Genomic DNA, 18997 nt, shown 5'->3' on the forward strand with positions numbered 1-18997 from the left:
GTGCACAGGCCGCGCACAGTACGCGGCGTTGATCGACTCTGTCACTCGGCCGGAGGGTGTGCGGTGGCCCTGAACAACACGTATGACGCCAGGCCTCAGCAGGAGACCGCGGTGGGAGCGGGCATACAGCTCCTGCTGCTGGCCCTGCTCGGGACGGCGATAGGCATGGGGCCGGCCGGCTGGCTCACGGGCCTGGCGTTCGCGTTCGCCACCTGGGCGGTCCTGTCCCGGGCCCTGCATCGCTCCTGCCTGCGCACCTTCGGCCCCGCCAACCGCGTGACGCTCGGCCGGGCCACCCTGGTGGGCGGAGTGACCGCCCTGGTCGCGGACTCCTTCGAGAGCACGCCGCCGGTGACGTTGCTGGTCGGCCTGACCGCCGTGGCGCTGCTGCTGGACGGGGTGGACGGCAAGGTGGCCCGCCGCACCGGGACGTCGACCGCGCTGGGCGCGCGCTTCGACATGGAGGTGGACGCGTTCCTGATCCTGGTGCTGAGCGTGTACGTGTCCACGCAACTCGGCCCGTGGGTGCTGCTGATCGGCGGCATGCGCTACGCCTTCGTCGCCGCGGCCCGGATCGCCCCCTGGCTGAACGCCCCGCTGCCGCCGTCCTTCGCCCGCAAGACCGTCGCCGCGATCCAGGGCATCGCCCTGCTCCTGGCCGGCGCCGAACTCCTCCCCCACCTGGCGAACCTGGCGGTCGTACTCGTCGCCCTGGGCTCACTGCTGTGGTCCTTCGGCCGGGACGTGCGGTGGCTGTGGCGCACCTCGCGCATCTCCGTGGAGGCGGTGGCCGAGGGGGGAAAGGTGCTGGAGCTGGTGGGGCGCTGAGCGACGGCCCCTGGCATCGGGACCCCTGGCATCGGGACCCCTGGCATCGGGAAGGGCCCGGACCGTTTGCCGGTCCGGGCCTTCCTGACGTCCTCGCTGGTTACGACCGCGCGCCCCGGCTCCGTACGAGCGCGAACGCGGCGGCCGCGAGCCCGAGCACACCGACGACCAGGCCGGCGATGCCGAGGCCGCGGGCCGTGGAGTCGCTCGCGTCGGCGGTCTTGGTGGCGGAGGCGGAGGCGGTCTTGGCGGACGCCGGTGCACCGCTCGCGTCACCGGCCGTCAGCTTCAGCACCGGCGCCGGGTTCTCCGGCTCGTCGCCGCCGGTCGGCTCCTCGATCCAGCGCGCGACCTTGCCGTCGGAGTAGGTCTGCAGGGTCTTGAAGACCAACTGTCCGGTATCGTCCGGAAGCTGGCCGAAGGCGACGGTGAAGTCCTCGTACTGCCCGGCACCGATCTTCCCACCGCTGAAGGTGATCTCGGAGGCGGCCTCGGTGATGGTGCCGTCGTCGGTCTTGACCGGCGTCTTGAGCTTGCTGGTGGTGACCTTGGCGGTCCAGCCGTCCTGCGGGTGCACGAGCACGCCGAGCACGGGGTGGTCGGTGGGCAGGAAGACCTGCACCTTGGTGGTGGAGGCGCTGTCCTCCTCGTTGGGGACGCGGAAGGTCAGCACGCCGTCGGTGGCTCCCTTGGCGTAGCTCTCGGAATGGACGGTGACGTGCGCGGAGGCGGCACCGGCGGCGAGCAGGACCGTGGTCGCCGCGAGGGCGGCGACGGTTCCGGCGCTGCGGCCGATGAGATGTGATGTGGATGCGGACATGTGTGAGTCGATCTCCGTACGGATGACGTTGGTGTTCAGGGTCAGAACGAGTACGGGATCGGGGTCGGGGGTCCACGTCTGCTGACGGCGTGCCGCAGTACGGTCAGGCGCAGCGGTTGGGAGGCCGCCGGCACGCACGGGGCATGATCGACGGGCACCGCGAACAACCGATAGCACCGCCTTGCTGAGAGCGGGGCCGCCGCGCCGAGAGGGCGCGGCGGCCCCGCTGCTACCGGTTCACAGGGGCGAGGGCAGGTGCACCGCGGGCAGCAGCCCCTGCTCGATCTCCCGACGCGGCAGCGACAGCCCGAGCTGTTCGCCCACCGCGCCGAACAGCCGCCTCGCCAACTCCTCGTCCTCGTCCTCGGGGTCCTCGCAGCCGGGGAAGGTCTCCCGCACCGCCCCAGCCCGGCGCATGGCCGCATCCAGTGCGGCGAACGCCCCGAGCTGGTCCGTGAGCGGGAACGCCGTCTCCAGCAGGCTCTCGCCGGGCTCGATGGACCTCATTTCGCCGGCTGCGTCGCCGTAGTACACCCACGGGGACTCGTGCAGAAAGCGGTCCAGGCAGACGAGTTCCGTCCCCTGCCCCACCAGGGTGTCCTGGCCCAGCCGGTCGAGGAAGATGAGGTGCCAGGTGGACCGCTCGACCTCCAGGACGTACGCCCACTCGCCGCTGCGGCCGAACATCGCCACGCTGTCGCCCGGGTCCACGCTCAGCCTGTCGAAGTCCTCGAATTGTGCGGGCCGTTCGGCCATGCGGCGGTCCGCGCCGAGGCGGACCACGAAGTCCACCGGGTCCACGCCCCCGCACCGCCGTGAGGCAGATGTCCGAGAGCATCCCGTCCTTGACGATCGCACCGCTGTACCAGTGCTCGCCGATCCACCCCAAGCCGTCCGTCATCGCGCCGACCCCTCTCCTCGCTCCTGGCGCACACGCTACCGAGCCTCGGAACGGCTCGTGCGGGTTGAGCCGGGCCGACGAGGAACCGACCGTGAGCCGTACCGGCCGCCCAGGTATTCGGGCGGCCGGTACGTGTCCCCACTCCGTCGGCCGGTGTCACGCGTGGAGCGCCACGCACTCCCGCAGCAGCGGTTCCAGGCGCAGCTGAGTGCCCTCGCGGTCGAAGACGTGAAGGGCGTCGAGGCACGTCACGATCCAGCGGGCCTCGTCCTCGTCGACCTCCCCCTGGATCGCGACGGCGGTCAGCGCACTCTCCCAGTCGAACGAGCCGTCCTTGAACTCCTCCTCCAACGCCCGGTACCCGGCCGCCAGCAGCGGGTCCGCGCACACGCCGGTGGCCTCGGCGAAGGCGCGGGCCTGGGCCCGGTCCGTGCGCAGGCCGGCGAGGTGGCGCAACACCTCGTCGGGGTCGCTCAGTTCGGTGTGCAGGCGGTGGGCCCGGCCGACCAGGAGCGGCCAGCCGCCGGTCAGCTCGTGGAGCCGGTCGAGGCGGTCCTCCGTGTGGAACGTCTCGACGCGCTGGGCCCAACCGCGCAGGCTGCGGCGGTCATGGCGGCGCAGCACCACCGGGGCGGCGGAGGTGGGTTCGGTGCCGGTAAGCAGGGGACGTCACAGGGCCAGCTGGGTGGTGTCGGTGACGACGACCACGGCGCGGGTGACGCCCGGGGTGGCGGGCAGCAGCGTCTCGGCCAGTTCGACGGCCTCCCGGCAGGTCTCGGTGCGCACGGGGTCCCGGTAGTTGACGAAGTCACTGATGACGACGCGTCGTTCGCGGGGCCGTCCGCCGGTGAGTTCCTGCTTGTAGACGCTGGGCTTGCCGACGGGCGGCAGCTTCCAGTCGGCGATGCGCCCGGCGACCGTGCGCAGGGTGTCGCCGACGTCGGTGACGCCGGTGGCGGTGGTGCCGAGCACGACCCTGGTCTGGTTGGACCCGCCATGGTCACGCACCCGCCCAATCGCGAGTGTGCGGGCCGGTGGGCACGGTCCCTCTCCCCCTGCCCACCGGCCGGCCGGGCCCGGCTCAGGCGGCCCGGCGTGCCTGGTCGCGGTGGACGCGGACGATGTCCGCGTAGCGGTGTCCGCTGCTCTTGATCGTGCGCGCCTGGGTGCGGTAGTCGACGTGGACCAGGCCGAAGCGCTTGTCGTAGCCGTACGCCCACTCGAAGTTGTCCAGCAGGGACCAGGCGAAGTAGCCGGCGAGCGGGGCGCCCTTGGTCGCGGCCGAGGCGCAGGCGGCGAGATGGCGCTCCAGGTAGTCCTGGCGCTCGGGGTCGTCGACGCCGCCGTCGGGGCGTACCACGTCCGGGAAGGCGGAACCGTTCTCGGTGACGTAGATCTTCCGGGCGCCGTACTCCTCGGTGAGCCGCAGCAGCAGCGTCGCGATGCCGCTCGCGTCGATCTCCCAGTCCATGCCGGTGCGCGGAACGCCCTCGCGGCGCACCGCGCGGACGTACGGCGCCGGGGCGTCCGGGGCGTCGGAGATGTACGCGGGGAAGTAGTAGTTCAGGCCCAGCCAGTCCAGCGGGGTCGCGATCGTCGCCAAGTCGCCTGCTCGTAGCGGGAGTTCGACGCCGTAGGTCTCGACCATGTCGGACGGGAAGCCGCGGCCGTGCACCGGGTCGAGCCACCAGCGGTTGACGTGGCCGTCGTGGCGGCGGGCGGCCGCGATGTCCTCGGGGCGGTCGGTGGCCGCGTGCACGGTGGAGAGGTTGTTGACGATGCCGACCTGGGCGCCGGGCGCCGCGGCGCGGATCGCCTGGGTGGCGAGGCCGTGGCCCAGCAGCAGGTGGACGGATGCACGTACGGCGGCGGTGAGGTCCGTCCAGCCCGGGGCCATCTTGCCCTCCAGGTGGCCGATCCAGGCCGAGCAGCTCGGCTCGTTGAGGGTCGCCCAGAGTTTGACCCGGTCGCCCAAGCGAGCGGCTACGGCCGAGGCGTACTCGGCGAGCGCGAAGGCGGTGTCCCGCTCGGGCCAGCCGCCGCGGTCCTGGAGCACCTGTGGCAGGTCCCAATGGTAGAGGGTGATGGACGGGGTGATGCCGGCCTCCAGCAGAGCGTCGACCAACTCGTCGTAGAAGGCGAGGCCCTTGGAGTTGACCGCCCCCGTCCCGCCGGGGAGCACGCGGGGCCAGGCCACCGACAACCGGTAGGCGTTGACGCCGAGTTGCCGCATCAGGCCGATGTCCTCGCGCCAGCGGTGGTAGTGGTCGCAGGCGGCGTCGCCGGTGTCGCCGTTCGCGGTCTTCCCCGGGGTGTGCGAGAAGGTGTCCCAGATCGAGGGCGTACGGCCGTCCTCGGCGACGGCCCCCTCGATCTGGTACGCCGCGGTGGCCGTGCCCCACAGGAAGTCGTGCGGGAGTGCGGCGAGGTCGATGCGTTCGGACACGGAAGTCCCTTCGGGATCAGGGGTGTTGGTCGCTCGGCTCACTTGACGGCGCCCGCCGTCAGACCGGCGACGAGATAGCGCTGCAGCAGCAGGAAGCCGGCCACCACAGGCACGCTGACGACCAGCGAGGCGGCCATGATCTGGTTCCAGTAGACGTCGTTGAGGGTGGAGTAGCCCTGGAGGCCGACGGCGAGGGTGCGAGTGGTGTCGTTGGTCATGACGGACGCGAAGAGCACCTCGCCCCACGCCGTCATGAAGGCGTAGACGGCGACCGCGACGATGCCGGGGACAGCGGCCGGTACGACGATCCTGAGCAGCGCGCCGAGCGGGCCGCAGCCGTCCACCAGCGCCGCCTCGTCCAGGTCGCGCGGCACCGAGTCGAAGTACCCGATGAGCATCCAGATGGAGAACGGGAGGGAGAAGGTCAGATACGTGAGGATCAGGCCGCCTCGGGAGCCGAACAGGGCGATGCCGGTGGCGCTGCCGATGTTGACGTAGATCAGGAACAGCGGGAGGAGGAAGAGGATGCCCGGGAACATCTGCGTCGACAGGACCGTCACGGTGAAGACGCGCTTGCCCCGGAAGTCGTAGCGGCTGACCGCGTACGCCGCGAACACCGCGATGAGGACCGAGCAGATCGTCGCCGCGCCCGCCACGATCAGCGAGTTCATGAAGTACTTCGCGAGCGGGACCGTCGACCAGATGTCGATGTACGGGCGGATGGTCAGGCCGCTCGGCAGCCAGCGGAACTTGCCGGTGACGTCCGCGAGCGGCTTCAGGGAGCTGGAGACCATCACGTACACCGGGATCAGCACGAAACCGGTGAGCAGGGTCAGGAAGATCCGCCGGGACCAGATGAAGGAACGCGGCGGCGCCATCGGCGAGTTGCGCGTCGGTGAGGCGAGGGGCGGACTAGACATCGGCGGCCCTCCGTCCGCGCGAGGTGAAGATCAGGTACACGCCCGTCACGACGAGCAGGAAGAGCAGCAGCAGGACCGACATGGCGGAGCCCGTGCCGAAGTTCCAGGTGACGAAGGACGCCTGGTAGATGTGGACCGAGATGAGGTCGGCGGCCTCGGGGGCGGACTTGCCGAACAGCACGTACGGCGTGTTGAAGTCGTTGAACGTCCACAGGAAGAGCACCAGGACCAGGACCTGGTTGACCGGGCGCAGCGAGGGCAGGGTGATGCGGCGGATCTGCTGCCACATCCCGGCGCCGTCCAGCGCGGCGGCCTCGTACAGCTCCCGGGGGATGTTCTGCAGTCCGGCCATCACGATGAGGAAGGCGAACGGCCAGCCCTTCCACACCGACACGGTCAGCAGCGCGTAGAAGCTGTTGTCGCCGATGAGCCAGAAGGAGGGCTTGCCGGTGAGGTGCAGCTGGTCGTGCAGGACGTGGTTCACCAGGCCGTTGTCGTGCTGGAACATGAACACCCAGGTGATGACGGCCGCGTAGACCGGCAGGGCGTACGGCACCAGGAACAGGGCCCGGAGCAGTCCGCGGCCGCGGAAGGTGTCCTGCATGTAGATCGCGGCGGCGGTGCCGATCAGCCAGCACAGGCCGACCGACAGCAGGGTGAAGCCGACGGTGACGAAGAAGGAGTGCAGCAGCGCGTCCCCGACGGGCGCGCTGAAGTTCACCGACACCTTGTAGTTGCCGAGGCCGGACCAGGGCGCGGTGCTCCAGTCGCGGATGTAGAACTGGGTGAGCTCCTTGAAGCTCATTACGATGCCGATGACCATCGGCACCAGGTGGACGAGGAGTTCGAGCAGCAGGGCGGGCAGGAGCAGGAGGTACGGCAGACAGACGCGGCGGAGCCGCCCGGTGCGGCGGCGGGGTTCGCGCTTCGCCGCACCGGACGGTGCCTGCGCCACCGGCTCCTTGTACGCGGTGGTCGTCATCTTGGTGCTCACGCCGCCGGCATCTGCTGCTGGGCCTTCTGCAGCGCGGCCTTGACCGAGTCGGTGGTCACCGCGCGCCCGGCGGCGGCGTCGGCGAACAGGTCCTTGACGGCCGTACCGACCGCCGTCTCGAACTGCGACTCGGACGCGACCTGCGGCAGGGCGGCCGCGCTGGTGGCGAGGGTGTTCTTCAGCACGGCGGTGGCGGGGGCGCCGAACGCGGCGTCCGCCTGCGCGGACTTGACCGGCGGGATGGAGCTGTACGCCGTGTTGAGGATCTTCTGCTCGTCGTCGGAGGTCATGAACTTCACGAACTTGGTGGCACCGTCCAGGTTGTGGGTGTTCTTGAAGACGGCGAGGTTGATGCCGGCGACCATCGAGTTCACCTGGGGGCCGGTGCCGGGGGTGCCGGAGATCACGGGGACGGGCGCGATGCCGTAGGCGTCCTCGCTCATGCCCTGGGACTTGAGGTTGGCGGAGGCGGACTGCCACAGCAGCATCGCCTGCTTGCCCTTGGCGAAGTCGCTGACGGACTGGTTCTGCGCGTACTCGGCGTCGCCGGTCGGTATGACCTTGTCCTTCGCCATGAGGTCTACGTAACTCTTGACCGCCTCGACCACCTTGGGGTTGGTGAAGTCGGGCTTGCCGTCGGCGGTGAAGAAGTCGGCGCCGTGCTGCTTGGCGAAGACGAAGACGTGGTGGATGTTCTCCGACGGGTTCGCGCCCTCGGCGCCGAGTGCGGACTTGCCCTTGGCCTGGATCTTCTTGCCGTCGGCGACCAACTCGGCCCACGTGGCGGGCGGTTGACCGACCCCGGCGTCGGCGAAGATCCTCTTGTTGTAGTAGAGGGCGTACGCCATCGAGTAGAGCGGGACCGCGGCCGGGTCCTTGCCCGCCGCGCCGGTCGAGCCGAGCGCGGAGTCGACGAACCGGTCCTTGCCGCCGATCTTCGCGAAACTCTTCGCGTCCCAGGGCAGCAGCGCGCCGGTCGACTGCAGCGAGGCGCTCCAGGTGTTGCCGATGTTCAGCACGTCCGGGCCCTGACCCGAGGTGGTCGCGGTGAGGATCCGGTTGAGCAGGTCGGACCAGGGCACGACCTCCAGCTTCACCTTGATTCCGGTCTGCTTCTGGAACTTGTCGAGTTCGGGCTGGAGGACCTGCTTGTCGACGGCGATGCTGGCGCCCTGGTTGGAGGCCCAGTACGTCAGCGTCTTCGGCGAGTCGTTGGACCCGCCACCGCTTGACGAGCCGCCTCCGCAGGCCGTGGCCGCGAGGACGAGAGACAGGGTGACGGCGCCTGTGGCCGCGGCTCGGATGCTGCGCATGGCTCCTGGTGTCCCTTTCCGGGAGTCGAGGACCCGAGGCTGCTCACGGGGGTGGACACCCGTTCGCCCCCGAAGCCCCCTCATGGCTTAATTTAGGACGTGAGTTAAACCTCAGGAGAAACGCTCGTCAAGAGATCCGGCAGCGGCAAACCGCCGGACAGTCCGGAAACAGGGAGGCCAGGTGGCAGCGGTGGGCGGCCGTACGGTGCGTGACCTGCGACGGGAGAGCCGGAGCGCCGCTCTGCAACGGTTGTATGTCGACGGGCCGATGAGCCGGCATGCGCTGGGTCCGGCGACCGGCCTGAGTTCAGGCTCTGTCAGCAACGTCGTGACCGGACTGCTCGCCGACGGCCTGGTGGAGCAGGCCGGCGTGCTCGACACGGACGCGGGCCGGCCGAGCCAGCTGCTGTGGCTGCCCGGGCCCTGCGGCACCCCGCGGGCCGGGTCCGCATCGAACTGGGCCGGCTGGGCCCCGACGCGGTCACCATCGGCGCTGCGGTCCTCCCCCTCGCGGCATTCTTCAGCTCCGGCGGCCACCGCCCCCGCCAGGCGCAGCAGCGGCCGACGGGGCCCGCTTGGCGGGCGGCGGTGGAGGGGAGGCAGGTGCGAGAGTCGGGGGTGGAGTGGCGTGGGCTTGCCACCCGCTTGCGCGGGACGTGTTTCCCGAGGGGCCCGCACCACCCACCGCATCGGCTGGTGGTGCGGGCCCCGCCCCGCTACCGGACCGGCACCGGTCGGGATGCCGGGGCGTAGCCCGTGGGGCGGGTCGTGAAGGTGCCGCGGCCCTGGGTGCGGCTGCGCAACCTGGTGGCGTAGCCGAACAGTTCGGCCAGTGGCACGGTCGCGGTCAGTACGGCCGCGCCGCCCCGGGTCTCGGAGCCGCCGATCCGGCCGCGCCGGGACACCAGGTCGCCGAGGACCGAGCCGACGGCGTCCTCCGGCACGGTCACCGTGACCTCGGCCACCGGTTCCAGCAGGGCCGTCGCGCAGGCGCGCAGAGCCTCGCGGAGGCCGAGCCGGCCCGCGGTGCGGAAGGCCGTGTCGGAGGAGTCCTTCACATGGGTGGAGCCGTCGGTGAGCGTGACCCGGAGCCCGGTCACCGGGTGCCCCGCCAGCGGACCCTCGGCGAGCGCGTCCCGGCAACCGGCCTCCACCGCGCGCACATACTCCTGCGGCACCGCTCCACCGACCACCGCGGAGCGGAACTCGAAACCGATGGCGCCGACTTCGGGGCCGAGCGGTTCCACATCGAGCACGACATGGGCGAACTGCCCGGCGCCGCCGTCCTGTTTGACGTGGCGGAACACAAACCCGGTCACGCCCTCGACGACCGTCTCGCGGCAGGCGACCCGGGGCCGGCCCACACTCACCTCCGGTCCCCCGTCCCGGCGGATCTTCTCCACCGCGACCTCCAGGTGGAGTTCGCCCATGCCGGACAGCACGGTCTGCCCGGTCTCGGCGTCGGTGCGCACCACCAGCGAGGGGTCCTCCTCGGCCAGCCGTGCCAGCGCCGTCGCCAGCCGGCCGGTGTCCGTGGCGCGGCGGGCCTCGACCGCGACGGACACCACCGGCTCGGCCGCCACCGGCGGTTCCAGGAGCAGCGGGGCGCCGGGCTCGCACAGCGTGGAGCCGACCCGAGCCGATTTCACACCGGCGAGCGCGACGATGTCACCCGCGACCGCCCGGTCCAGCTGGACGTGCCGGTCCGCCATGACCCGCAGGATGCGCGCCACGCGCTCGGTCCGCCCGGTGCCCGGGACCCACACGGTGTCTCCCTTCTCGAGCGTGCCCGAGTACACGCGCACATGGGCCAGCCGCCCGGTGGCGCTCGCGCTCACCTTGAACACGAGTCCCGCGAACGGCACTTCGGGGTCGGCGGCCCGCTCCTGACCGGCGCCCTCGTGGACACCACGCACGGCGGGGACGTCCAGCGGCGAGGGCAGATACGCCACCACCGCGTCCAGCAGCGGCTCGATACCTCGGTTGCGGTAGGCGGAGCCGCACAGGACGACCACGCCGTCCCCGGTGCGGGTGAGGTCGCGCAGCGCTCCCGCGAGCGTGTCGGCGCCGAGCGTCTCCCGGTCGCAGAACTCCTCCAGCGCGGCCGGGTGCAGCTCCGCGACCGTCTCCTCCAACGCCCGGCGCCGCCGTGCCGCCTCCTCGGCCAGCGCCTCGGGCACGGGCCCCGCCACGGCCGTACCCGCGCCGTCGGCCCAGACCAGCGAGCGCATCCGTACGAGGTCCACCACACCCGTGAACCCGTCCTCCGCGCCGATGGGGAGCTGGACGACGAGCGGTACGGGATGCAGCCGCTGCCGGATGGACTCGACGGTCCGGTCGAGATCGGCGCCGGCACGGTCCATCTTGTTGACAAGAGCGATTCTCGGCACGCCGTGCCGGTCCGCCTGCCGCCAGACCGACTCGCTCTGCGGCTCGACCCCGGCGACGGCGTCGAACACGGCGACCGCCCCGTCCAGGACGCGCAGTGAGCGCTCGACCTCGTCGGCGAAGTCGACGTGGCCGGGAGTGTCGATGAGGTTGATGCGGTGCCCGTCCCAGTCGCAGGTGACGGCGGCGGCGAAGATGGTGATGCCGCGGTCGCGTTCCTGCGGGTCGAAGTCGGTGACGGTGGTGCCGTCGTGCACCTCGCCCCGCTTGTGGGTGGTGCCCGTCGCGTACAGGATCCGCTCGGTGACGGTGGTCTTGCCCGCGTCGACGTGGGCGAGGATGCCGAGGTTGCGGACGGCGGCGAGGGTGGTGAGGTTCGTGCGCACGGCCCAGGGCCTTTCTGCGGATCAGCCTGACGTCCAGGTCTGAATCGAGGAAAAGGGCAGCGCGATTACCCGTGCGTCCCAGCTCAGAAAGACGTCACGGGCGTCCGGTGCCAGCCGCGCAGCGGGCACCGGACGGTGCGGGACACGAGGATCACCTCGTACCGGGAGCGGGGAGCGGTGACAGCGGTGCGTGCGCGCACGGCCGGGCTCCCCTCTGTGTCGGACGACAGGCGCCGCCGTACGGTGGTGGCGGCGCTCGGTACGGGATGACGGTACGAGAGGGAGGCGGCCGGGGGCATGTGATTTTCCGGTACGGCCTCAGGAGGGAGCCAGCGCCCCGGCGAGTCGGCGCAGCCAGTCCTGCGCGCTGCCCCGGACGGCCGGGTAACGGTCCCGGAACGCGGCCCAGTCCACGTCCCAGCGGAGCACCGCGGCCGGGTCGAGGGCGGTGTGCGGGTCCGCGGGGCCGGACGCCCGGTCGAAGACCTTCCGCAACAGGCGCGCTGGGAGCCGGGTGCCTTCCGTCTCGGCGAGGAGGACCGCGTCGTACAGGTCCTTGCCCTGTGCGCGCCCTCCGTCCCGGCTGTCGTTGTGCAGCCAGAGCAGCTTCCAGGCCAGGGACAGCTCCCGGCTCGCCGTGCGCACCGGGACGGGGCCACCGCCGTCGCCGCGTGGTATCAGGGTCCAGACAGGGGGTTCGGGCAGTGTCTCGTCGCGGGCGAAGTCCAGCCGTACCTCCCCGGAGGGCAGGCCGTCGGCGTGCCAGGGGATGAGCAGGCGCACGCCCGGTGTGTCGTAGGCGGCGTAGGTCCACGTACCGTCGACGCGCGCCTTGTCCGCGTCGAGGAGGAGGCCGGGGGCGGCCTCCGGGTGCCGTGCCACGCGTTCGAGCAGGTCGGCGTAGGGGGGTTCGGTCTCCACGGCGTCTTCCTCGGGGAGCCAGTGCAGCCCCTCGGGCGGGAGCAGCGGCCGCTGCCCGCCGGTGTCGAACTCCTCGTACGTCCACATCTCGTACCGTGCCGCGCCGTCGGCGGCCTCGGGCCACTGCTGCACGACGTCGAGCCGGTCGACGTACGGATACGGGTCCAGCGCGTCGACCCCTACGGCGTCCTCCAGCACCACCCAGTCCAGATCGGCCGGTTGGCGCGCCGCGTCCCCCACCCAGGCCGGCATCACCATGCTGCCGCGCAGGGCCAGGCTCGCGCTCCAGGGAGCGTCCGCGACGAGGCCCAGCACATGATCGAGCGCCGCGCGTACTGTGTTCACGGGGCAGACCGTAGCGCCCGCCACTGACACAGCCGCGCGGCAGACCAGGAACCCAGGGCGGGCGCCCTGGGTTCCTGGTGGTGTCCGGGGCGGACCGGCTCAGCCGAAGAACGCACCCACCAGCGCGCACAGCGGGACGATCGCCCAGAGCGAGAGGCCATGGTGGACCAGCAGCATCGCCGCGGTTCATGGAGCCGATGCCGAGCACCGAGCCCACGGACAGGTCGATGCCCGCGGTGAGGATGACCAGCGTGACACCGACCGCGAGGATGCCGCGGGAGGCGAAGGCGGTGACGGCGTTGGTGAGGTTGTCCTGGTTCCTGGCCCGAAGGGCGCCTCGACCGCCGAGGAACGGCTCGCCGGCTACCGAAGGTCGCTCCGCAGGTTCCTGGAGGACGTGCCGGGCACTCCGGCCGAGGAGGTGGACCTGCTGCACGACTACACCCGGCACGCCGACTTCAAGGTCGAGGGCGGGCGCAGGGCCATGGCCGACCTGCTGGCGCTGCCGCAGCCACCGGACGCGGTCTTCGCGGCCAACAACCTGATGGCCGTCGGGGCGTTGCAGGCGGTGCGTGAGGCGGGTCTGCGGCCGCCGGAGATCGGTGCGCTGTCGTTCGGCGAGGTGCCCTGGACGCCGCTGGTGCGGCCCGTCCTCACCACGGTTCAGGTGCCCGCGTACGACCTGGGGCGGACGGCGGCCGGCCTGCTGCTGGACCGGATCGCCGGGACGGAGCGGCCGCTGCGCACGGTGGTGCTGCGCAGTTCCCTCCGGGTCGGGCAGACCACGGCGGGACCGGTGTGAGCCGTCCGGACACGCGGTGCTCCAGCCCATCCGCGGGTGCCGGGAGTGCCAGTGCGGGGCGCATCGGGACGCTCATCGCCAACGACGGGCTCGCGCACGCCCGAAAGCGCTTCCGGCAGGAGGCCCGCGTTTCGCGAGGATCACCTCAGTAGCCGAGTCCGGCTCGCCGGTACCGCTGTTCTCGTGCACGGTGGAAGACGGAATGCCGATCCTCTCCCCCGAGGCCGAGGACAGGCAGCGCCCGGGCGGCCGGCACCTTCGCCACACCAGCCGGCCGCCCGCTCTTCTCGCCGCCCGGTTCACAACCTCCTGTGGCCGTGGCAGTGGTCAGAACCGGCTGGAGCTCAGCCGATCGATGGCCTCCAGGACACCCTTGCGGTGTGCGTGCGTGCGCTCGTATCCCTCGAGAACGCGCAGCTCGGTCTCGGACAGCCCGAGGAGGCGCCGCTCGATCTCCTCGACGCTGAGCTGGCTGAAGCCGACGATGGGCAGGCTCTCCTCGCTGCTGGCCGCTCCCTGGATCTGCTCCGCCGCGGAGATCGTTTCCGGTTTCTCTTCCGCCGGCTCCTCGTCGCCGCCGGGACGCTGTCCGGCTCGTGCGGCGTGGCGCATCCGGTCGGCGACGGCCCGCAGCGTGCGGGTGACCGCATGGGCGAGGCCACCGTCGGCCGTCGGTTCCACGCGGAAGCCGTCGCTCCCGGCGGCCATGGATCGGGCCTGCCGGGCGAGGCTGTCCTCGAGCAGGGCCAGCAGCTCCTGGTCCTGGTCGCGGAGTTCCCGGAGCAGGTCGAGAGTGGCGCGGTCCTGGGCCTGGTCGGCGAGAACCTCACCGGCCCGGGTGGCGGCGAGGGCGCGGGCAGCGGCCGCGTACTCGTCCTCGGTGTTCCTCAGCAGCTGCCGCTCGTCGGCCGGCCCGCGGCCGCGCATCACCCCGGTCACGGTCTTCTGCCCGATGGTCAGCGGGAGTGTGGCCGTTTTCCAGGTGGTTCGGGCGGCGAACCGCGCCATGTCGGTCGCGTCCTCGAGCAGGCCGCGGGGCCGCAGTCCGCGGACATGGCGTTCGATGCGGTGCACCCGCTGCTGCATGTCGTCGGCCTGGCGCTCGAGCAGCTGCCGGTGCGAGCCGGGCGGCGCGACGGCCGCGTCCGCTCGCAGTCGGTTGCGTGCCTCGGCATGGGCGTGGTGGGCATCCTCGAGCGCCGGTATCAAGGTCTGCGTCGTCGCCATCTGTGGGCTGCTCCCTGTAATCCTCCCGCGGCTGAGCAGCCGGGACCATCCTGCGAGGCCCGCGCCAAGATCACCCGCCGAAAGCAGCCCCCCAAGAGCGGTGGCGGTGCTGCGACCCGGTCCGCCCCACGCCGTCATCGGCAGGGAGAGGGCCTGCCCGGCGGTTCGGCCATCCGGGTGAGGACATGGGTCGGCAGCGCGGCAGGACAAGCCCGGCGGCGCGGCTGACGGCGCGACGAGGGCCCCGACCAGGAGGTCGAGGCCCTCGCTTCCGTGGCGCTGTATCGGCTGTCCGAGGGGCAAGTCGGCCGCTGACGACAGGGTCGGGGTGGCGCGGGGCGAGCGCTGCTTCCGGAACCGGCGTGCGCTGGGAAGCAGCGCGTCGGACCGTGAGCAATCAGGTCAGGACCAGTTCCAGCACGGTGACCGAGAGCGGCGGCACGGTGCTGGTGAAGGATGCTGCCGCGCCGGAGACGGTGCTCGTCCTGGGCACCAGTGTGTCCGGTGCCGTCAGCGTGTTGGTGGTGGTGCGCGAGGGACCGGTCAGGACGGTCGCGGTGGCCTGCCTCCTGACACCCTTGGCCAGCCCCTTCAGCTCGACCGGCAGGTTCAGCTTCTCCGTGCCGCAGTTGACGACCGCGAGGTAGAGGCGGTTTCCGGAGCGGGTGGCCACGGTGGCGAGGCCGGGCAGCGCACGTGCGGTGGCCGGCAGCACCGTGTCGCCGAGCCTGCTCGTCAGCATGTGCTGTGCCCAGTAGCTGGGCGACACATAGCTGGTCAGGTTGTCGTAGGCGATCAGGTTGGTGGCCCAGACGTTGTTCTTGACGTGCGAGAACAGCGGCGCGTAGCACTCCATGAGGACCTGGTCCGAGTTGCGGATCAGACCGGCCAGCCAGGCGGCGTCGCCGAGCGCCGCGTTGAGGTCGGGGGTGGGGCGGCCCTCCTGCGCGGCCCACTCTCCGACGAACACCTTCGTCGAATTCCGGTCCCGGCTGTCGTACTTGTGGGTGGAGGCCTGGGCGGCGGACGGCGCGAGGTAGTAGTGCTCGTCGATCAGGTCCGGGGTGCGGCTCGTCACGGACGTCGTGGCGATCAGCTTCAGCTGCGGGTACTTCGCCTTGATCGCGTCGTAGAAGGCCGCGAACCGCTCGTCGTACGACCCCGAGGAGTCGAACCAGTCCTCGTTGCCGATCTCCACGAACTCCAGCGGGAACGGCTCCGGATGCCCGTCGGCGGCTCGTCGTGCACCCCAGGTGCTGGTGACGGGACCGGTGACGTACTCGATCTCGTCGAGTGCGTCCTGGACGAACGGCTTGAGGGCGTCGCCGGTGACGTGTTCGCCCTTGAGCGAGTAGCCGGCGTAGACGGCGAGGACCGGCTGGGCGTGCATGTCCTCGACCCATTGCAGGTATTCGAGGAGTCCGAGGCCGTCCGTGGACCAGTAGCCCCAGGCGTCGTCCTGGTGGCCGGGGCGCTCCCACACCGGGCCGATGGTGTTCTTCCAGTTGAACCGTGTCGCGATGGTGTTGCCCTCGAGGAAGTTGCCGCCGGGGAAGCGCAGGAACTTCGGCTTCAGCGCGACCAGCTTCTCCATCAGGTCGACGCGCAGGCCGTTGGGCCGGTTGTTGTAGGTGGGCGGGAAGAGGGACACGTGCTGGAGCCACAGGGTCTCGCCCGCGGCGGCGGGGTCGGCCGTGGTGACGGTCAGCCTCGCGTCACCGGTCACGGGGGTGCGCGAACCGGTGCGCAGGGTCAGCTCGAACGGGCGGTCGGGGAAGGCGCTGCCGATGTGGGGCAGGCGGGCGGACGCGTACACCGTCGCTCCGTCCGCCGACTCGATGGCCACCGTGAGCGGGCCGATGCGTCGCGACGCCTTGGCGAACAGCCGGGCGGTGTAGGGGGTTCGGGGCCGCACGGGTATGCCCCAGAAGCCGTCGTTGGCGACGCCGGCCCGGTTTCCGGCCCCGGTGCCGCTCGGCAGTACGACCTTGAGGGAACGGTTGAGCGCCGCGTTGAGCGGGGTGGCGGTGTCGAGTGCGAGGGTCGTTCCACCGACGGCGGACCAGTGGACGGGCGTGGTGTCACTGGCCATCATCGAGCGATTCTGCACCAGTTCGGCGTAGATGCCGCCCTCGCCGGAGTGGTTGATGTCCTCGAACATCAAACCGGGGAGGATGGGCGACACGGCGTGCGCCGGGTTGCCGACGTCCACGCTCAGCAGCGGCGTCGTGGTCTCGACCGGGACCCCGGCCAGCGCCGCCACCTGGTCGGAGGTGAGGGCGGTCGGGAACATCCACACGTCGTCGATCAGGCCGTGCCACTGGTCGACGTGGCCACCGCCGTAGAGGGCACGGCCGACGGCGGTGTCGCCGCTGCCGGCCCAGCCCGCGGTGTAGGCGGTCTCCCCCTCCAGTACGCCGTTGACGTAGAGGCGGATGACGCCGGCGGTCGCATCGCTGACGCCGACCAGGTGGGTCCAGGTGTCGGTGGTGGGCGCGGAGGCGGCGGCCGCCACCGCGGCACTCTGGGTGGCGTCCGAGGCCAGCCGGGCGAAGGCGAAGGTGCCGGTGTCGTCGCGCAGCCCGAGGTAGAAGGAGCTGACGACCTTGCCGTCGGTGCTGACGGCGGTCTGGTAGCCGCCGAGTTGAGCGAGGTTGACCCAGGCGCCCACCGAGAACGCCTTGGAGGTGTCGAGGGCCGGCCCGGATGCCATGGCGTTGCCGCCCGCCTTGAGGTTCAGGCTGTGGGTTCCGACCTTGCCGGTGTCCCAGCCGGCCGCCCCCTGGAGCGTCGCGGTACGACCGTTTCCGGAGGAGTCGGCGGCCGAGGTGCCGGAGCCCTCGTCGAAGGTCCAGTGGGCGGCTGCGGCGGGGAGGTCCGCGCCGGTGGCGCTTGGGGTGGTGCCGACGAGCTGGGCGGCCCGGGCGGGAGCGGCGGCGAAGGTCCCGGCGAGGGAGGCGGCGCCCAGGACGGTGAGGACGGTTCTGCGGGGCACTCCGGCTTCTGAAGGCATGCGGCTCATTCCTTTGTTCGACATATCGATCGATGATCGGTACTTCGAGCAGCAGGGATCTTAAGGTGTCACCGTGGCCCGCCAACACCCCTCGTACGGCAACGCACCCTCCCCGGCCACCAAGGGGCCACGTGCGCCGGCCTCTCCCTCGCCGCGGCCCGCAGGGCAACTCTGGCTACTGATGGGCGAGTTGACCGCTGAGGAAGCGGTCGTGGCCGCACGAGGGCAGTTCCACCTGCCGGACCGGATTTCAGCCGGCGGTCAGTGTTCCTGGGCCGTGGGGCGGACCATGATCTCGTTGACCGCCACATGCGGGGGCTGAGTGATCATGAAGGTGATGGCACGAGCGATGTCCTCGGCATCCAGCCAGGCGTTCTGCGGCAGGCCACGGGCGGCAGCGGCCCCGGGGCCCGTCGCCATCTCCGTCACCGTCATACCCGGTTCGACCAGCCCCACCCGGATGCCCCTTCCCGTCACCTCCTGACGCAGGGCCTCGCTGAACGCGCCCACCGCGTGCTTGGTCGCCGAATAGACACCGTTGTTCCTGCGCACCACCCGGCCTCCGACCGAGCTGACATTCACGAGATCAGCGACCCCGCGCGGGCCGTCGGCCGCCGCGCGGAGCAGATGGGGCAAGGCCGCCTGCGACAGGTGCAGGACCGCGTTGAAGTTGAGATCGACCATCCGCTCCCACTGGGCCGGGTCGCCCTCCTCGATGGTGCCCATGGCCACGTAACCGGCGTTGTTCACGAGCACGTCCAACCGCGTGAAGCACTCCACGGCGTCCTCGACGGCCCGACGTGCCTGCGCCACGTCTTCGAGGTCAGCGGTGAGGACCCTGCACGAGCCACCCCGATCACGGATCACCGCGGCCAGGTCCTCCAGCCGCCCCGTACGGCGGGCCACCACTGCCACAGCGGCGCCCTGCCGCGCCAGCGACGAGGCCGTGGCCGCACCGATGCCGCTGGACGCGCCCGTCACCAGTGCCGCGCATCCCGTCAATGGCGCATCACCGTCGGCGACGCCGGCGCCTGCCGCCCTGGCGCCCTGATCCGCAGCTGCCGCGTGCCCGGCGTTCGGATCCCTCACACTCATGATCACCCCTGCACAGGTCATCGCGTCCAGGGCGGGCCGAGGTGCCGCGAACCTCGCACCGCCGCCCACCGGCGAGGTGCCGCCCTGCTCTTCGAAGCTTGCACCACATGGCCCAAGACCGCCTCCGCGCATGCTTCGACGGTTGCCGTCGGCCGCTTGGAACGGGGCATCCGCCCTGTGCCCGTCTTCGTCTGCACCGAGGCGCTGAGCCCCCAGGGCGGGCGCCCCGGCCGTGCTCCGGCCACGGCGCCGCGCTGTTGCGGCGCCGCGAGTTGACCCACCGGGCCGACGCCGAACCCCAGCGCCACCGACAGTGCGCTGTGCTGCTCGGCTCCCAGCAGCCCCAACTCGTCACCGAACGGAAGAAGGATCTGATGGAGTCCTGAATAGGTGACGTCGCGGCGGGGGCGGCGCAGGCGGCAGGCCGACGCCCGGTTCGCCGGTCAGGAGCAGCGTCCCGTCCGACCAGGCGGGAAGCGTCTCCGGGCCGCGAAGGCCTCTGCTCGTGGCTCGACACCACAAAGACCGGATGACACACACCGGTGTGACAGGGCGGCCGTCACAGCCCTTCGGCGGAAAGCACACCGACAGGGCCGGC

At 71.3% G+C, this 18997-nt stretch carries 15 protein-coding genes and 1 pseudogene; 3 read left to right on the forward strand and 13 right to left on the reverse strand.

Annotated elements, in window-relative coordinates; genetic code table 11:
- Positions 1-63: 63 nt before the first annotated feature.
- Positions 64-828, forward strand: coding sequence for a CDP-alcohol phosphatidyltransferase family protein (locus tag ACFYOH_RS19625; protein ID WP_388627087.1), 765 nt, complete (start codon positions 64-66; stop codon positions 826-828).
- Between the two features lie 100 nt (positions 829-928).
- Here the strand turns inward: ACFYOH_RS19625 and ACFYOH_RS19630 are convergent, their stop codons facing one another.
- The 8 genes from ACFYOH_RS19630 to ACFYOH_RS19665 form a co-directional block, all read right to left on the reverse strand.
- A complete protein-coding gene (locus ACFYOH_RS19630; RefSeq protein ID WP_388627088.1) occupies positions 929-1648 on the reverse strand; it encodes a YcnI family protein in 720 nt (239 codons plus the stop codon).
- Between the two features lie 237 nt (positions 1649-1885).
- Positions 1886-2449: a hypothetical protein gene (locus ACFYOH_RS19635; RefSeq protein ID WP_388627089.1), complete on the reverse strand. Its 564-nt coding sequence runs from the start codon at positions 2447-2449 to the stop codon at positions 1886-1888.
- A gap of 256 nt (positions 2450-2705) precedes the next feature.
- Positions 2706-3176, reverse strand: coding sequence for a hypothetical protein (locus tag ACFYOH_RS19640; RefSeq protein WP_388627090.1), 471 nt, complete (start codon positions 3174-3176; stop codon positions 2706-2708).
- Between the two features lie 42 nt (positions 3177-3218).
- Complete coding sequence (locus ACFYOH_RS19645; RefSeq protein WP_388627091.1) at positions 3219-3557, reverse strand: hypothetical protein; 339 nt, start codon at positions 3555-3557, stop codon at positions 3219-3221.
- 73 nt (positions 3558-3630) lie between these two features.
- Positions 3631-4995 (reverse strand): GH1 family beta-glucosidase, encoded by a 1365-nt coding sequence (locus tag ACFYOH_RS19650; RefSeq protein WP_388627092.1) that lies wholly within the window; start codon positions 4993-4995, stop codon positions 3631-3633.
- Between the two features lie 38 nt (positions 4996-5033).
- Positions 5034-5873, reverse strand: coding sequence for a carbohydrate ABC transporter permease (locus ACFYOH_RS19655; protein ID WP_388627216.1), 840 nt, complete (start codon positions 5871-5873; stop codon positions 5034-5036).
- 34 nt (positions 5874-5907) lie between these two features.
- Positions 5908-6897: a carbohydrate ABC transporter permease gene (locus ACFYOH_RS19660; RefSeq protein ID WP_388627218.1), complete on the reverse strand. Its 990-nt coding sequence runs from the start codon at positions 6895-6897 to the stop codon at positions 5908-5910.
- A gap of 8 nt (positions 6898-6905) precedes the next feature.
- The gene (locus ACFYOH_RS19665) at positions 6906-8222 is read right to left on the reverse strand and encodes an ABC transporter substrate-binding protein (RefSeq protein WP_388627093.1); all 1317 of its coding nucleotides are present in this window, start codon (positions 8220-8222) and stop codon (positions 6906-6908) included.
- A gap of 181 nt (positions 8223-8403) precedes the next feature.
- Between ACFYOH_RS19665 and ACFYOH_RS19670 the strand changes: the two are divergent.
- Positions 8404-8631, forward strand: a pseudogene (locus tag ACFYOH_RS19670) (sugar kinase); the annotation flags it as partial.
- 307 nt (positions 8632-8938) lie between these two features.
- On the opposite strand, the gene fusA reads toward ACFYOH_RS19670, so the two are convergent.
- Together fusA and ACFYOH_RS19680 are read right to left on the reverse strand one after the other, a co-directional pair.
- Positions 8939-10996 (reverse strand): elongation factor G, encoded by a 2058-nt coding sequence (fusA, locus tag ACFYOH_RS19675; RefSeq protein WP_388627094.1) that lies wholly within the window; start codon positions 10994-10996, stop codon positions 8939-8941.
- Between the two features lie 318 nt (positions 10997-11314).
- Positions 11315-12262 (reverse strand): nucleotidyl transferase AbiEii/AbiGii toxin family protein, encoded by a 948-nt coding sequence (locus tag ACFYOH_RS19680; protein WP_388627095.1) that lies wholly within the window; start codon positions 12260-12262, stop codon positions 11315-11317.
- On the opposite strand from ACFYOH_RS19680, the gene ACFYOH_RS19685 reads away from it, so the two are divergent.
- Positions 12255-13064, forward strand: a complete 810-nt coding sequence (locus ACFYOH_RS19685; protein ID WP_388627096.1) for a substrate-binding domain-containing protein — start codon at positions 12255-12257, stop codon at positions 13062-13064. The two genes, ACFYOH_RS19680 and ACFYOH_RS19685, sit on opposite strands and share 8 nt — an antisense overlap.
- Before the next feature lie 327 nt (positions 13065-13391).
- Here ACFYOH_RS19685 and ACFYOH_RS19690 read toward each other — a convergent pair whose 3' ends face one another.
- The 3 genes from ACFYOH_RS19690 to ACFYOH_RS19700 all read right to left on the reverse strand — a co-directional run bounded on the left by ACFYOH_RS19690 (position 13392) and on the right by ACFYOH_RS19700 (position 18399).
- On the reverse strand, positions 13392-14291 hold the full coding sequence (locus tag ACFYOH_RS19690) for a hypothetical protein (protein WP_388627098.1): 900 nt from the start codon (positions 14289-14291) through the stop codon (positions 13392-13394).
- A gap of 397 nt (positions 14292-14688) precedes the next feature.
- A complete protein-coding gene (locus ACFYOH_RS19695) occupies positions 14689-17304 on the reverse strand; it encodes a LamG-like jellyroll fold domain-containing protein (protein ID WP_388627100.1) in 2616 nt (871 codons plus the stop codon).
- Between the two features lie 261 nt (positions 17305-17565).
- Positions 17566-18399: an SDR family oxidoreductase gene (locus tag ACFYOH_RS19700; RefSeq protein WP_388627102.1), complete on the reverse strand. Its 834-nt coding sequence runs from the start codon at positions 18397-18399 to the stop codon at positions 17566-17568.
- Positions 18400-18997 lie beyond the last annotated feature (598 nt).

Source organism: Streptomyces sp. NPDC007856 (assembly GCF_042868225.1).
Lineage (GTDB): Bacteria > Actinomycetota > Actinomycetes > Streptomycetales > Streptomycetaceae > Streptomyces.

Coding starts and splice junctions, on each gene's coding strand:
- ACFYOH_RS19630 (WP_388627088.1), bottom strand. CDS start 1,648: ATGTCCGCATCCACATCACATCTCATCGGCCGCAGCGCCGGAACCGTC.
- ACFYOH_RS19655 (WP_388627216.1), bottom strand. CDS start 5,873: ATGGCGCCGCCGCGTTCCTTCATCTGGTCCCGGCGGATCTTCCTGACC.
- ACFYOH_RS19660 (WP_388627218.1), bottom strand. CDS start 6,897: ATGACGACCACCGCGTACAAGGAGCCGGTGGCGCAGGCACCGTCCGGT.
- ACFYOH_RS19665 (WP_388627093.1), bottom strand. CDS start 8,222: ATGCGCAGCATCCGAGCCGCGGCCACAGGCGCCGTCACCCTGTCTCTC.
- ACFYOH_RS19690 (WP_388627098.1), bottom strand. CDS start 14,291: ATGGCGACGACGCAGACCTTGATACCGGCGCTCGAGGATGCCCACCAC.
- ACFYOH_RS19695 (WP_388627100.1), bottom strand. CDS start 17,304: ATGCCTTCAGAAGCCGGAGTGCCCCGCAGAACCGTCCTCACCGTCCTG.
- ACFYOH_RS19700 (WP_388627102.1), bottom strand. CDS start 18,399: ATGAGTGTGAGGGATCCGAACGCCGGGCACGCGGCAGCTGCGGATCAG.